Genomic DNA, 14,539 nt, shown 5'->3' with positions numbered 1-14,539 from the left:
AGGGGTTTACAGGCCGCTTGTTGTGTGTGATGAAAACCGTTAAGAAGATTGCCTGTGTGGGTCGTAGCGGACATATGTAAGGGGGATTAACCCACTTGCAACACCACTTCATCGTTGTGGCTAAACCAGCGCTTTTGCAATTTCTTAGCCGCGCGATTCCATGCAATAAAGCTGCCTGCCTCTTGCCAAGAAGCATCTTCTGGCAGTTTGCCATTGCTCAAGGTTTCGGCTTGAATGTGGCGCAAAGCCGATTTCAAATTGCTCTGAATCAGCTGGGTCTGGTTTTGCAAACTGAGGTATTCTTGCTCATGTTTGTGCAACAAAGACTTCATGTCGTGCAAGCTGATGTGGTCGACGATGTCGTTCAGGCTTAAATGCTTGAAATACACCGCTTCAGTCGCTTGCAGGTGCAAACAGTAAATGTCGGCATTGTGGGCATACAAACTGCCTGAGGCATAAGCCAATAGCAATTGTTGGCGTATCAAGTCGCGGTTGCGGTTCCAGCTTTTTTGTTGCAAATCGGCGATGTGCAAATTATTGCCCTCGATGTGCAAATGCAGCAGCGCGGTTTCATCATGGCTGTAGCTTTGGTAAGCCTTGATGCACATGGGCATTTGCAGCCATTCTTCTAAATGTACGGCATGAGCGTACACACATTTGACTGCGGCCACGTCATTATTCTGTAAGTCATTGGGCACGGCCAAACCTTGATGGCGAAAAGCCAAACGCACAGCCTTATTTTCAAACAGCGGTTTTAAATGGGGATGCGCCGCCCAAAATGAGAAGTCATGTTGCTGTTGCTGGTAATCCAACAAGGGCTGTAAATCGGGTGTGAGTCGGCCCACTTTCTTTTGCAAATCACCCAAGGCACCCATGCTCAACATTTGTATTTGCTGTGCATCCAAATCAACAATGCGTTGTCGCACGATGTGCTGGCGCAATGATTCTGGCAAGACATGCTGATGGAGGTCTGATGCTGGTGATGTGGGGTCTGTGTGTTGCCACTGCGATTGCAATATTGGCAACATCGCTGCCAAAGAACCACTGTGAGCACAACGCTCTTGTACGTCTGCTACCAAATGCTGCACCGATTCTGCCAACAAGGTCGCACAAGCTTCCACACTGTTTTGGTTCGGCGCTAAGGTAAACGCACAATTCATTTGATTGTATTGTTTGCGTTGCCAAGCAGGGGCGTCATTGCTTAATTGTGGCGTGAGTGTCGCTTGCGCAGATGCGGCCTGTAATTGGCATGCATCGATTAAATCGTCCAATTGTTGGTGCAATTGCAAGTATTGGTGTTGTAAACCGGTGAGCAATTCACTGGCATACAAAGTGGCTTGGTAATGGCTGCGCTGTGCAAACGCATGCACCATTTTGCCCATAGTCTGTTGCAATGGGTATTGCTGCGTCAATTGGTGGCGTGTTGCTTTGTCAGCCTCATGCCAAGTCTGTTCGATGGTTTTAAACCATTTGCTGTAGGCATTGATTTCACGTGCCAAGGTTTCCAATTGCAAGGCCAAGGTTTGGTGGCGTTCGATGTCGTGTCCAATGAGGGTTTCCAGTATGTTTTTCAAATCAAACAAACTGGCATGGCCATCTTGCCACAATTGGATCAGGGCTTGTTCCACTTCACTGGCATGTTCGGTGACCACTTGCTTGATGGCCGCTTCGCTGACATCAAAATAGCGGGTGACGCCGACACCGCAAAACGTCTGTTGGTAGACATGGCGTAAATGTTGGCTTAATTGCTGCAATTGGGTGTGCCAATTGCCTTCAGGCTGGCTTTGTAAATGGTCTTGGGCTTGTAAAGTCCATACCGCATTGATGTCTTGCCAAGCGGAATCTGCGGCATGTGGCACCAAACCCAATTGTGCTGAGCTCAAGATCAATTTCAGTTCTTGCAGCCGTGCCACATCAAAAAAATCGGGTGTGTGGGCTTGGTAAGGCAACCATTTCGCTGCCTGCAACTCGACTTGTTGATTTAATACCTCATTGAGGCCATTCCAATCGAAATCGACATAATTGTGATACAGCGAAGTAAATTGCGGCAAATCGTGGTCTTGCATGGCCACTGATTGGCTGGAGGGACAATAGTTCGCCATCGTGGCGTGCAATTGTTGCTGACGGCTGATTGCCAAATGGACAATGTTGTTGGCCAAATTCAGATAGCAACGCTCATGTTGTTCTTTCGGAATGGCTTGAATGTACGCAGCCGACCACAAAGGCGCATCGGTATTGTAATTTTCACCGGTATTGATGTCTTGTGGCTGCCATTGTTTTGAGCTGAATTGTTTCAATTCCAAGGCCGCTGCACCGATATTGGCTCGCTGTGCTGCGTTCATGGTGCTCATGTCTGGAAACATGAATACTGGGAAATACGAAGCTTCAGGATAACGTTGTTGCAAGGCCATCAAACAATCAATCCAGATTGCATTGGCAAACGCATCTCCCATGTCTATGAACATGATGATGTGTTCAAGATCGTTCTTATGCTCATCAAATAGGGCAGTTAAAGTATTCCAAAACAGCTGTTGGGTATTGCTGAACAAATAGCGCGCATAGCGACGGGAGTGGTGGTAGTCGGTAGGCGCCAGTTCAGATGTGGGATGGCATCCATCCTCCACAAAAGGCAAAATATCGATCAGCAATTGACGTGGTACATCAATGCAGTGTTGTTGCTGTAAAAAGCTTGTTGGCACATGGTTGGTGTCAAGGCTGCTGGACAATTGCGCTGCAAGATAATCCTCTGCTTGTTGATTGAGCATAGTTACAGAGGGGGGCTTTTTTGCTTCGGTGATTAAGCCCAAAGCAATGATTGCTGTTTGTTTATTTGTCATATATTTGTAGAGGAAAAAATAAAAAAAGAAGTGGAAATAAAAGGGTATTTAATTATTAGTATATTAATTAAGTAGTGATTCTACACTAAAGTTTTTTTCAATACTATGATTTAATTTTTATATTAATGATTTATTCAATTGAGATGTTAGATATTGATTTTTATTAGAATATATCTATGTTGAATGATTATGCGTAATAGAAATTTGCAACAATAAGTTTCAATAATGGCGCGTATTGTAGAACAATTAAACCATCATGTTGACAAGTCAACATGTTAATAAACCCATTATTCGGGTTGAATGTAAAAAAATGTTAGCGCGTTAGTTTGTGGCATATTTTGATGGCTTAGTACATCATTATGCTTAAAACTTAAAGCAAATTGGCATAAGTTACAGGCTGAATGCAAGAGTGGGACAAATTGCTTGTGCATAGATGAGCTGGATTCAACCCAAAATAGTTGTGGTGCACAGGGACGTTGAATCTGGGCAAAGGGAAGTGCTTCATTCCAATAGCAGACACTTTAAGCAATGGCTTAGAGAGTGTTAAATGGACATGGCATGGATATTTAATAAATCTCACCATGGATGGACATGGGTTAAATTGGTGGGGCTCACACAAGTGCCAATGATGCTCATATCTGTGATGTGATAGATGACCGTCTACAAAACCGTCTATAAATAAAAACAAAAAAGCCACCGTATTGGTGGCTAATCTGTAAACCTTATCAAATAAGGCAAATTGGTGGGCCCAGAGAGAATCGAACTCTCGACCAAGGGATTATGAGTCCCCTGCTCTAACCGCTGAGCTACAGGCCCTTAAGAAGAAGCGGAAGTATAACAAAAATGCCGCTTGATTAAAAGCCCTTAAAGCAGATTATTGCTTATTTTCTTCACTGTCTAAGAAACTTTTTAAGCGCTCAGAGCGAGTAGGGTGACGCAATTTGCGCAAGGCCTTTGCTTCAATCTGACGTATGCGTTCACGGGTCACATCAAACTGTTTGCCCACTTCTTCCAATGTGTGATCGGTATTCATATCAATACCAAAACGCATGCGCAAGACTTTGGCTTCGCGTGGGGTTAAGCTTTCCAAGACTTCCTTGGTCACTTCACGCAAGCCTGAGTACATGGCGGCATCAGAAGGGGCGACATTGTTCGCATCTTCAATGAAGTCGCCCAAGTGTGAATCATCATCATCACCAATTGGGGTTTCCATGGAGATAGGCTCTTTGGCAATCTTCATGATTTTGCGGATTTTGTCTTCTGGCATTTCCATCAATTCAGCCAATTTGGCAGAATCTGGCTCCTCGCCCGTTTCTTGCAAGTATTGGCGTGAAATGCGGTTCATTTTATTGATGGTTTCAATCATGTGCACCGGAATACGGATGGTGCGTGCTTGGTCGGCAATCGAGCGGGTAATGGCCTGACGAATCCACCAAGTGGCGTAAGTCGAGAATTTGTAACCACGGCGGTATTCAAATTTGTCTACCGCTTTCATCAAGCCGATATTGCCTTCTTGAATCAAGTCCAAGAATTGCAAACCGCGGTTGGTGTATTTTTTCGCAATCGAAATCACCAAACGCAAGTTGGCTTGAATCATTTCTTGTTTGGCCGAAGCAGATTCACGTTCGCCGCGTGCCATGTCTTTGTTGATGTCTTTTAATTCTTCAATCGACAAGCGCGACAGTTTTTGCAAATCCAATAATTTGGTTTGCTTTTCCATGATGGAGAATTTGAAACGCTCTAACGCATTGTTCCAATCTTTGTGGCTGCGGTCTAACTCATTTTCAACCCAGTTCACATCGACCATATTAGGTGCGAAATGCTCACGGAAATACTCCAAAGGCATGTGCACATTGTTGACACAAATATCACGGATGCCGCGTTCCAAATGGCGGATGGTGTTCACGCGTTGGCGCAAGCTTTCACACAGGCTTTCGATTTGGCGGGTAGCAAAACGTACTTTTAACAAGTCTTCGGTAATGGCTTGGCGTGCAGCTACGTATTCAGGATGGGCGCTGCCATGTTTTTCTAACACCACGACCATATTGTCAAATTTCACTGACACGATTTCAAAATGGGCCAAGGCGTTTTGACGCAATTCTTCCAAGTTGGCGCTGGCGATGGCAGCACCATCTTCTTCGCCCACTTCTTCGTCTTCGTCTTCTTCGGCATCCACATCGGCTTCGGCTTCATCGTCTTCTGCCAAAGCCGCTTCAGAGGCTTCTTCGGCGATGGCGTTTAAGGCCGCTTCTTCTTCCTCTGGATCGATAATGGCTTCAACCACCTCGTCAACACGAATTTCATCATCGCGAACGCGTTGCATCAAGCCCAAGATTTCTTCAATGGTGCTAGGGCAGGCGCTGATGGCTTCCACCATATTGCGCAGGGCGCGTTCAATTTTTTTGGCAATGATGATTTCGTCTTCACGGGTCAATAAGTCCACTTGACCCATTTCACGCATGTACATGCGCACAGGGTCGGTGGTGCGGCCAAATTCTGAATCCACGCTAGACAAAGCAGCTTCGGCTTCGGCCACGGCATCTTCGTCGGTCACACCAGTGGCGCCATCGTTCATCAATAATGAATCGGCATCGGGTGCTTCTTCCGATACTTGGATGCCCAAGCCAGAAATCATGCTGACGATGTTTTCGATTTGATCGGTATCGGACACATCGTCTGGCAAATGGTCATTGATCTCGGCATAAGTGATGTAGCCGCGCTCTTTGCCCAAAATAATCAACTGACGCAAACGCGCACGTTGTTCCTCCACACTCAAAGGTGCATCATCATGAGTGTCTTGCTCAAGTTCTTGTTTTTTAGGGTTTTGATTTGCCATACTGTTCTCAAAGCTTAAGGTTGCGGAGGATATCACAAGCAACGTGCTGTCCGTTTGGTTTGCTGTATTGGCTTAAGGCCGGTCACTGATCAGTGCCACTAGCAAACGGTTTTCATCGTTACTCAGACCTACTGTACTGTTTTTAAGCACCAAATCTTGGATTTGCTGTGCTTTTAATTCTTTTAACAAGCGCTGCATGCCGTCCTGAAAGCCTTGTTCGTCTTCAGGACTGGAGTTCACAAAGCCTTCCATGTATTGCGACACATGACGCATTAATTGGTTAATGGCATTTGCATGGATGCTGTCGCGCATCAACTCCAAAACGCGGGCGGTGCTCATTGGTGCGGGTGATGATTTTAACATATCTGCCAGATCTGCTAAACACGCATAATCACCTTGTAAAGGCCAATACTCGGGTAGAGTGATATATGAGGCCCAATTGGGATTTATCAATAGCCACATGATTTGGGTTTCTACCAAAGTATGGCTGACCGCTTGTGGCGGCATGACGGGCAAACGGTAGTTTTTGGCTTTGACAGGCTTGGTTTTGATTTGTTCGCCCATTAATTGGGCCAAATCGTATCTGTCTATGCCAGTTAAATCCATTAAATTGTTTTTAAGCAGCAATTTAAGTGCCGGCGCATTGCCAATTTGAGCGATCAATTGACTGGCTTGTTGTACCAGTCGCGCTTGGTGTTCGTGTTGATGCAAATCCAAACCTTGCGTCAATTTGGCAAACAAATACGCCGATAAGGCTTGGCTGTGGTGTACCAACAAGTCTTCAAAGGCTGCTTTGCCATGTGCGCGGATGTAACTGTCTGGGTCTTCGCCATCGGGCAAAAACAAAAAGGCCAAAGACTTGTCGTCTTTGAGCAGCGGCAGTGCATTTTCCAAGGCGCGCCATGCGGCTTTGTGGCCGGCGCTGTCGCCGTCAAAACAAAAATACAATTTGTCGCTGTGGCGCAGCAGGGTTTTGATGTGGTCGGCGGAAGTGGCGGTGCCCAAAGTGGCCACGGCATAGCCGACACCTTGTTGGGCCAAAGCCACCACGTCCATATAACCTTCTACCACCAATACGCGTTCGGCCTGTTTGATGGCGGCTTTGCCTTCAAACAAACCATACAATTCGCGGCCTTTATCAAACAAAGGCGTTTCGGGCGAATTCAGGTATTTGGGCTCGCCTTTGTCCAAGATGCGCCCACCAAAGCCGATGACTTGGCCAGATGGATTGCGTATCGGAAACATCAAACGGTCCCGAAAGCGGTCGTAACGCTTGCCTTCTTTGTCTATGACCAAACCTGCTTCTTCTAGCAAAGGGTTGTGGTAATCGTTTGGGAAAGCGGCCTGTAAGGCCTGCCAAGCATCGCCGACATAACCGATTTGGTAAGTCTCAATGATGTCGTTGCTCAAGCCACGCTTGTGGGCATAAGCCAGCGCGCGTTCATTTTTGGGCAATTGCTGGTAATAGTATTCTGCCGCCAAGCGGGTGGTGTCTTGCAGCGCCAGTTTTTGCTGTTGCTTGGCTTTTTTTACTGCCGGGTCGACAGCCATGCTGTCTTTGGTGTGCGGCACAACGAGGCCGACACGGTCGGCCAATTTTTCAACGGCATCGACAAACGACATGCCGTTGTATTCCATGGTAAAGCCTATGGCGCTACCATGTGCACCGCAGCTGAAGCAGTGGTAAAACTGTTTGCTTGGGCTGACGGTAAAAGAAGGGGTTTTTTCTTTGTGAAACGGGCAGCAGGCCAGATAATTCTGGCCGCCTTTTTTCAGTGGCACAGCCTCGTCTATGACGTCGACTATGTCCACTTTTTGCAATAATTCGTCGATGAAATCGCTGGGTATCATGAATTTAAAGCGGCTTTAACCCATGCAGATACCTGACCCATGTCGGCAACGCCGTTGAGTTTCGGTTTCAAAATGGCCATGACTTGGCCCATTTGTGCCATAGAGCTGGCACCAGTGGCGGCCACAGCGGCGGCAATTTCAGCTTTGACTTCGGCTTCGCTCAGTTGAGCAGGCAAATAATTGTGCAACAAATCGATTTCGGCTTGTTCTTTGTCGGCAGCTTCATTGTGGTTGTTGTCGCGGTAAATTTTGACCGAGTCGTGACGTTGTTTAATCATTTTGGTCACGATGTCGATGATGCGGGCATCGTCTACTTCGATGCGTTCATCCACTTCGACTTGTTTGATGGCAGCCATAAGCATGCGGATGGTAGAGAGTTTGTCCGCTTCCTTGGCGCGCATGGCGTCTTTCATGTCTTGGCTGATGCGTTGTTTGGTTTGCATGATTGATTTCCTTGGGTTAGCGCAACGGAAAAACACCGCAGCGAGCTGCGGTGTTTTCAAATATGTATCTTAGTACAATTTTGGAGGCAGTGTTTGGCTGCGCAATTTTTTTTGCAAGCGTTTTACTGCAGCAGCTTTTTTGCGTTTGCGTTCGGTAGTTGGTTTTTCGTAAGCTTCACGAGCACGTAACTCAGTTAACAAGCCTGTTTTTTCAACACCGCGTTTAAAGCGACGCATCGCAACTTCAAATGGTTCGTTTTCTTTTACACGAATAGCTGGCATTCGGGAAATCCTTTAAATAAATCTAATAAATAATAGGTACTACAAAGTGATTTTGGCAATGTGCCAAAGTTTTAGGCCGGCCTGTAAGGCTACGCCAATAAAAAATCACCCCCAGACAAGCTAAATCAATTAAAAGAATTCGCTATGATAGTGAGTCTGGCTGGTATTGTCAATCTAAAATTGCTTACAGGCCGCTTGTAAGACAAGAAGCGGCCTGTAAATCCTCATATTGTTTAAGCACGAATGACTTTGCGCACTTGTGGGATTTGTTCTATGGCTTTGGACACTTTTTGCAAATGGTGCAAATTCTTCACTTCTAACTTAAAGCGGAATTCAATAAAGCCTTCAATGCCGTCTACTGAGGTTGATGGGGTTTCAACCGACAAAATGTTCGCGCCGGCACCCGACATAGCGCTGGCCAAGGCGGCCAGCAAGCCTTGTTTGTCGCGGGCATTGATTTGCAATTGCACCGGATACAATTGTTCGGTGTCGATTAAGTCCCAATTGGCTGGCAATTGATGATCGGCATCGATGGATAATATGGTTGCACACTGGTCGCGATGCACCAAGATGCCTTGGTTTTCGGCCAATTGGGCGCGAATGGCATCACCTGGTATCGGGCGACAACACTGAGCCAAATTGATGTTGCCATTTTGGGTGCCGTAAATTTTGACTGGATTGATGTTGCTGATTTCATACGAGGTTTCACCGGCCAACTTGGCCAAGTCTTTGGCCACCACCACCGGCAATAAACGGCCCATACCGACTTCGTACAACACATCTTCAAAATTGGTGTTTTTGTGCGCCAATTGCGACAAGTATTGGTCACGCAATTCTTCTGACAACAACAATTGCTTCGGTAACAAACTCACCAAAGCCTTGTTCAGCAAGCTTTCGCCCAAAACCACCGCATCGTGTCGGTTCATGGTCTTGATCCAAGCACGTATGCCACTGCGGGCGCGGCCGCTGACGACAAAGTTCAACCAAGCCGGATTGGGGTTGGATTTGGTTGAGGTGATGATTTCGATGGTGTCGCCGGTATTCAATACTGTGCGCAGCGGCACCATATTGTTGTTCACACGCGCCGCAACACAGTGGTTGCCGATGTCGGTGTGGACGGCGTAGGCAAAATCAATCGGCGTGGCGCCGCGTGGTAATACAATGATTTTGCCTTTGGGCGAGAACAAATACACTTCGTCCGGGAATAAGTCGACTTTGACGTGTTCCAAGAATTCGATGGCGTTGTCGCTCTCGGCCTGTAAATCCAAGATGTTTTGCATCCATTGATGGGTGCGTACAGAAGCGGCATCAAACGAAGCACCGTTGGATTTGTACATCCAATGGCTGGCCACACCGCCTTCGGCGATTTCGTCCATTTCACGCGTGCGAATTTGCACTTCTATCGGCAAGCCATAGGGACCAACCAGCGTGGTGTGTATGCTTTGGTAGCCATTGTTTTTGGGGATGGCGATGTAGTCTTTGATTTTGCCGGGTTTGGGCTTGTAAATGCTGTGCAAAGCGCCCAAAGCGGTATAGCAAGTGGGCACGTTGTTCACAATCACGCGAAAACCATAAATGTCCATGACCTCGGCAAAGCGCAAATTCTTTTGCAACATTTTGCTGTGGATGCTGAACAGGTTTTTTTCGCGGCCTTTGATTTGCGCTTCAATATTGAAGGCCACCAAACATTGGCTGAATGTGGTCAAGACTTTGCCCACCACATCGCGGCGGTTGCGGCGTGAGGCTTCTAGGGCACGGGTCAAGACTTTGTAGCGATTGGGGTGCAGACTCTTAAACGCCAAGTCTTGCAATTCGCGATAGACCTCGTTCAGGCCGATGCGATTGGCTAATTGCGCATAAATTTCCAAGGTTTCATTGGCAATGCGGCGGCGTTTGTCGGGTCTGACTGCGCCCAAGGTGCGCATATTGTGCAAGCGGTCTGACAGCTTGATGATGATGACGCGAATGTCTTTAATCATCGCCAAAATCATTTTGCGGAAGCTCTCAGCCTGGTGTTCTTCTTTGCTTGAATACTCAAGCTTTTCCAATTTGGACAAACCATCGACAATGTCGGCAATGGTGTCGTCAAATTCGGCCGCCAGTTGCAGCTTGGTGGTGCCGGTGTCTTCTAAGACATCGTGCATCAAACCAGAGGCAATGCTGATGGCGTCCATGTGCCAATACGCCAACTCTGTGGCAACGGCAATGGGGTGGGTGATGTAGGCCTCACCGCTTTGGCGGGTTTGGCCTACATGGGCATCGTTGGCATAGTCGCAAGCGTGCTCAATCAAAGCCACATCTTCTGGCTTTAAATACGTCACAGCGGCCATTAACTTGTCTTTGGCCGCTTGTGATACCGCATCGTATGGGATTTTGCCAACGTATTTCTTCATATCTGCCTTATTTTTGACGGTCTAACAATTCAACACCGATTTGGCCTGCGGCGATTTCGCGCAAAGCAGTCACGGTAGGTTTGTGTTTGCCACTTTCTTCCACCAAAGGCGTTGCGCCGTGAGCCAATTGGCGCGCACGGGTAGCGGCAGTCAAAGTCAACAAAAAGTGGTTAGGGATGCGAGGGACGCAATCTTCAACAGTAACGCGAGCCATGTTAAGACCTTTCTATTTTAATAATTCATCAATAAATGGTAATTGTTTTTGACAGCACAAACGCTGCGTTTCCATAATGCTCAACACATCACAACAAGCACGTTCCAAATCATCATTGATGACGATGTAATCAAAAAAACGTGCTTGATTGATTTCAAAACGGGCTTTGCCCAAGCGTTTGGCAATGACTTCTTCACTGTCGGTGCCGCGTCCTACCAGTCGTTGCTCCAACTCTTGCATGGACGGTGGTGCAATGAAAATGCTGAGGGCATCGGGCAGGATTTCACGAATTTGGGTAGCACCTTGGATGTCGATTTCCAAAATCACATCGTAACCTTGGGCTTGTAAATCGCGCACCACATTGGCATTGGTACCATAAAAATTGTCGTAAACTTGAGCGTATTCTAAAAACTCATTTTTGGCAATCAACTGCTTGAATTCATCCACACTGACAAAGAAATAATCTTCACCGTGTTGTTCGCCAGTACGCACTGGGCGGGTAGTATGTGAAATAGATAAACGCACACGCGGATCACGTTTGAGCACCTGTCCAACTATGGTGGTTTTCCCTGTGCCAGAAGCGGCAGAGATGATGTAAATTTGACCGAGAGTGGGTTTGTCCATGAGTGTGTTGTCCTTACCAAAATAAGATTATGCCTGAAGCCGTGCAGTGCAGCAATTGGTCACGCCATGCAAATTCCGTCTTTAGAGCATTATTTTGGAGAAATGTTGCGGGCGCACATTATAATTTATCTCGGTGAGTTATATAATAGGAAAATTCAAAAATAGTGTTTTAAGGATTACATCATGCTGATACACCCCGAGGTTTTTAATGCGGAGGCGTTGGCGCAGAACATACGCAAAGTGCCGAATTGGCCAAAACCGGGCATTTTGTTTCATGACATTACCCCCATCTTGCAAGACCCGTTGCATTTTCGCTTGTTGGTAGACTTGTTGGTGTACCGCTATATGTCGCAAAAAATTGATGTGGTTGCCGGCTTGGACGCACGCGGTTTCATCATCGGTGCCGCCGTGGCCTATCAATTGAACGTCGGCTTTGTGCCCATCCGTAAAAAAGGCAAATTGCCGTTTACCACCGTGTCGGAAAACTATGCTTTGGAATACGGCGAAGCCTGTGTGGAAATCCATACCGACGCCGTGAAGCCGGGCGACCGTGTGTTATTGGTGGATGATTTGGTGGCCACAGGTGGCACCATGCAAGCCGGTATTAACTTAATCCGCCGCTTGAATGCGGTGGTGGTGGAAGCTGTGTCAGTATTGGAATTCAGTGATTTGCCCGGTGGCGAGCGCATACGCAAACTGGGCGTGCCTTTGTTCAGTCTGTGCCAAAGCGAAGGCGATATCGTGGCCGATGCAAACGAAGCAAATAACGACAAATAATTGGCATGAATCATAAACAGTGTTGCGCAGCTTGAGCCACTGTTTGTTGTATGTCCTTAAGTATGTCCTTAAGCGGCCTGTAAATCATTTACAGGCCGCTTATTATTGTTGGTGCATCAATGTGTAGATCAAACACAGATATGGTTTGATTGAGGTTTGAGGCAATAGATGGCTATGGCTGTCTTGGGCTGAATGCAGCAGTGAGTAATGAATGCGTGAGCTAATTAGCCTTTGGATGGTTGTTGTGATAGTGGATGCTTGCCCAACACAGGCAATGATTTTAAAAGCTTTCAGCGCGTTTGGTGAGCCAATTCCTTGGGCGTATCGCTGCGACAATATGTCGCATTTTCTTTGCCCTCATTTCCCGTATGATGAGCACATCACAGCCTCCCATATTGGCGATGTAAACTTGGGGAGTTTGGTCGGCTTTACAATCAGACCAAGTGAGTTTCAAGATGGGCATTCCGTCTAAGACATGCTTACTTCCATGAAGGGATTATCCGCAAGCCTGCCATTTTGGCAGGCTTTTTTCTTGTCGAGTTTGCCTAATGCGGCACATGAAGCAGGTGGCTATTGCTGTAAGCAGTACACATCGTGAATCACACTGAATGCGGCCTGTAAACGATGTACAGGCCGCATTGGTGTTGGTGTGGCATACGCAGAGTAATGGTATGGACTGATTTGGCGAGTTAATCGTGAGTCTGTGCAGAATTGGTCATGGCTGTCTATCTCAGCAATGCTTAGCTGGTTTCATCGTGGCATGTATAACTTATCAGAATGTTGGCATTACTAAAGGTAATGTTTGGCTGTTGCTTTATTCATTATATTTATCTAAACACTTGGGTTTTAATGTACACAGGAGCCAAGCACTGCAATTAACTGGGGACGAAAGTCATAGACAGGGTTGTTCAGCGCAAGGCTCCAATTCTTTGCTTTAGGCACGCTGTTGTGTGTGATTTGCATAAAACAAAGCCCTGAATTTCAGGGCTTTGTTGTTGGAGAGGGGTAATGCAGATGCATCCCCATTCAACTGTTGCAAGGAAATTAAATGCATTGATTATAAAGGATAAAACGACAATGATAAAACCTTGATACTGTATTTAATACTGTTTTAACAGTTTGCGTCTTGGTTTTCTTCCAAGCTTTGTTTGAATTTTTTAATCTCGTCGCTGCGCCACAATGAGCGCTTACCAATTTTGCGTTGGCGTGGGAAAGTGCCTTTTTGCATCATGCGGTAAATTGTTGCAGTTGAGATGTCAATTGTTGCCTTGACCTCTTTAATATCGATGAGGTCGTAATCTTGATTGGTTTCTGTGCTCATTTTATTCTTTCCTGTAATCAATTGCACCAATAATTTGCTGAGAGCGAATCTATACTATATATATGTACAAATTCACTCCAAAAAAACGCCCCGTTAGGGGTTGTGTGTTCGTTTACTGCAATCCAAGTTCGTCGGCAATTGCGTTTGCTATCTTGCAAATTTCATCATCAAATTGCTGTTGTCCGAATTGCTCAATCGCGGATTCTTCAAACTTATCTTCAATAGTTTCATCAAGCCAGTTACTAAGATGCTCTTTGCTATGAAAATCAACGTATATTGACTGGAGGATTAAATCTGAAAGTTTGATGTAAATAGCATTTTTGGTGTCACCGTACTGTGCAAGGTGGTAATTTAGTAGGTCTGAAGGACTCATATTTGCTCCATAAAAAAAGCGCCCTAAGGCGCTGTGTTCGTCTTGCGGCGGGGTGGGCAGGGGCATCCACTCAGCATCATCCATATTTTCAACAATAAAATAGCCACCACTGTCCAAATGAATCTCATCTTGAAAGCCGAACAAGAAGTGGTGACCAACTGCCATAACGCCTTTTACATTCCATAAAACACGCTGACCATGCTCAGGCATCCGCTCACTGCACTTCACCCAGTCGGTTGCGGGGGTGAGTTGGTTAATCATTACTGCTCTACGCAGCATGTACCGCGCCGCTTTCGTGTCGGTTTCGTTGTAACTGCCTTTAATTTCAAAGCCTGTGCGGTTGAAAATGTATTGACCAAATCGCTCAGGGGTATCAAGTTGCTGATAGTCTGAATAGAGTAGGTCAAATTGTGACTGTGTGGGTATCATCACGCCTCCTCGGGCAAAAATTTAGCCACCTCGGCGGGTGGCTGTTTGTTCGTATTCGGTACACTTCACACCTTGGTGCGTGTCATACCGCTTAATCACTTTCATCTGCGCAAAATTTAACCCGCTACAATCGCGGGCTTTGTGTTTGCATGTGGCGCA

12 protein-coding genes and 1 tRNA gene are annotated in these 14,539 nt (G+C 46.5%); 2 read left to right on the top strand and 11 right to left on the bottom strand.

What is annotated here, in order from left to right; all coding sequences use genetic code 11:
- Window positions 1-86: 86 nt before the first annotated feature.
- From BN3003_RS04105 to gmk, 9 genes are all read right to left on the bottom strand, one after another.
- On the bottom strand, window positions 87-2,765 hold the full coding sequence (locus BN3003_RS04105) for a hypothetical protein (RefSeq protein WP_058305475.1): 2,679 nt from the start codon (window positions 2,763-2,765) through the stop codon (window positions 87-89).
- An 812-nt stretch (window positions 2,766-3,577) separates the two neighbouring features.
- Window positions 3,578-3,653: transfer RNA gene (locus BN3003_RS04100), tRNA-Ile, on the bottom strand.
- 58 nt (window positions 3,654-3,711) lie between these two features.
- The gene (rpoD, locus tag BN3003_RS04095; RefSeq protein ID WP_058305474.1) at window positions 3,712-5,673 is read right to left on the bottom strand and encodes an RNA polymerase sigma factor RpoD; all 1,962 of its coding nucleotides are present in this window, start codon (window positions 5,671-5,673) and stop codon (window positions 3,712-3,714) included.
- A gap of 72 nt (window positions 5,674-5,745) precedes the next feature.
- A complete protein-coding gene (dnaG, locus tag BN3003_RS04090; protein WP_058305473.1) occupies window positions 5,746-7,524 on the bottom strand; it encodes a DNA primase in 1,779 nt (592 codons plus the stop codon).
- Entirely contained in the window at window positions 7,521-7,967 is a 447-nt protein-coding gene (locus tag BN3003_RS04085) for a GatB/YqeY domain-containing protein (protein WP_058305472.1), read from the bottom strand. The genes dnaG and BN3003_RS04085 overlap by 4 nt, the downstream gene beginning before the upstream one ends.
- 69 nt (window positions 7,968-8,036) lie before the next feature.
- Entirely contained in the window at window positions 8,037-8,249 is a 213-nt protein-coding gene (rpsU, locus tag BN3003_RS04080; protein ID WP_058305471.1) for a 30S ribosomal protein S21, read from the bottom strand.
- Window positions 8,250-8,482: 233 nt separating this feature from the next.
- Window positions 8,483-10,642, bottom strand: coding sequence for a RelA/SpoT family protein (locus tag BN3003_RS04075; protein ID WP_058305470.1), 2,160 nt, complete (start codon window positions 10,640-10,642; stop codon window positions 8,483-8,485).
- 7 nt (window positions 10,643-10,649) lie between these two features.
- Window positions 10,650-10,856, bottom strand: coding sequence for a DNA-directed RNA polymerase subunit omega (rpoZ, locus tag BN3003_RS04070; RefSeq protein ID WP_058305469.1), 207 nt, complete (start codon window positions 10,854-10,856; stop codon window positions 10,650-10,652).
- A gap of 12 nt (window positions 10,857-10,868) precedes the next feature.
- Window positions 10,869-11,480: a guanylate kinase gene (gmk, locus tag BN3003_RS04065; protein WP_058305468.1), complete on the bottom strand. Its 612-nt coding sequence runs from the start codon at window positions 11,478-11,480 to the stop codon at window positions 10,869-10,871.
- Between the two features lie 183 nt (window positions 11,481-11,663).
- Here gmk and BN3003_RS04060 point away from each other — a divergent pair, with 183 nt between their 5' ends.
- Both BN3003_RS04060 and BN3003_RS18755 read left to right on the top strand, forming a co-directional pair.
- A complete protein-coding gene (locus BN3003_RS04060; RefSeq protein WP_058305467.1) occupies window positions 11,664-12,257 on the top strand; it encodes an adenine phosphoribosyltransferase in 594 nt (197 codons plus the stop codon).
- A 211-nt stretch (window positions 12,258-12,468) separates the two neighbouring features.
- Window positions 12,469-12,729, top strand: a complete 261-nt coding sequence (locus tag BN3003_RS18755; protein WP_147645327.1) for a hypothetical protein — start codon at window positions 12,469-12,471, stop codon at window positions 12,727-12,729.
- Window positions 12,730-13,368: 639 nt separating this feature from the next.
- On the opposite strand, the gene BN3003_RS04050 is transcribed toward BN3003_RS18755, so the two are convergent.
- Together BN3003_RS04050 and BN3003_RS04045 are read right to left on the bottom strand one after the other, a co-directional pair.
- Entirely contained in the window at window positions 13,369-13,578 is a 210-nt protein-coding gene (locus BN3003_RS04050; protein WP_058305465.1) for a helix-turn-helix transcriptional regulator, read from the bottom strand.
- Between the two features lie 112 nt (window positions 13,579-13,690).
- Window positions 13,691-14,380 (bottom strand): DUF551 domain-containing protein, encoded by a 690-nt coding sequence (locus BN3003_RS04045; RefSeq protein ID WP_058305464.1) that lies wholly within the window; start codon window positions 14,378-14,380, stop codon window positions 13,691-13,693.
- Window positions 14,381-14,539 lie beyond the last annotated feature (159 nt).

Source organism: Vitreoscilla massiliensis (assembly GCF_001457815.1).
In the GTDB taxonomy this organism is placed as follows: Bacteria; Pseudomonadota; Gammaproteobacteria; order Burkholderiales; family Neisseriaceae; genus Vitreoscilla; species Vitreoscilla massiliensis.
Note: the sequence above shows the minus strand (reverse complement) of the source record. Positions and strands in the feature narration are given on the sequence as shown.

Excerpts from the sequence above, each read along its gene's own strand:
- rpsU (WP_058305471.1), bottom strand. The coding sequence starts at position 8,249 with ATGCCAGCTATTCGTGTAAAAGAAAACGAACCATTTGAAGTTGCGATG.
- BN3003_RS04050 (WP_058305465.1), bottom strand. The coding sequence starts at position 13,578 with ATGAGCACAGAAACCAATCAAGATTACGACCTCATCGATATTAAAGAG.
- rpoZ (WP_058305469.1), bottom strand. The coding sequence starts at position 10,856 with ATGGCTCGCGTTACTGTTGAAGATTGCGTCCCTCGCATCCCTAACCAC.
- BN3003_RS04045 (WP_058305464.1), bottom strand. The coding sequence starts at position 14,380 with ATGATACCCACACAGTCACAATTTGACCTACTCTATTCAGACTATCAG.
- BN3003_RS04060 (WP_058305467.1), top strand. The coding sequence starts at position 11,664 with ATGCTGATACACCCCGAGGTTTTTAATGCGGAGGCGTTGGCGCAGAAC.
- BN3003_RS18755 (WP_147645327.1), top strand. The coding sequence starts at position 12,469 with ATGCGTGAGCTAATTAGCCTTTGGATGGTTGTTGTGATAGTGGATGCT.
- rpoD (WP_058305474.1), bottom strand. The coding sequence starts at position 5,673 with ATGGCAAATCAAAACCCTAAAAAACAAGAACTTGAGCAAGACACTCAT.
- dnaG (WP_058305473.1), bottom strand. The coding sequence starts at position 7,524 with ATGATACCCAGCGATTTCATCGACGAATTATTGCAAAAAGTGGACATA.
- BN3003_RS04085 (WP_058305472.1), bottom strand. The coding sequence starts at position 7,967 with ATGCAAACCAAACAACGCATCAGCCAAGACATGAAAGACGCCATGCGC.
- BN3003_RS04075 (WP_058305470.1), bottom strand. The coding sequence starts at position 10,642 with ATGAAGAAATACGTTGGCAAAATCCCATACGATGCGGTATCACAAGCG.
- gmk (WP_058305468.1), bottom strand. The coding sequence starts at position 11,480 with ATGGACAAACCCACTCTCGGTCAAATTTACATCATCTCTGCCGCTTCT.
- BN3003_RS04105 (WP_058305475.1), bottom strand. The coding sequence starts at position 2,765 with ATGCTCAATCAACAAGCAGAGGATTATCTTGCAGCGCAATTGTCCAGC.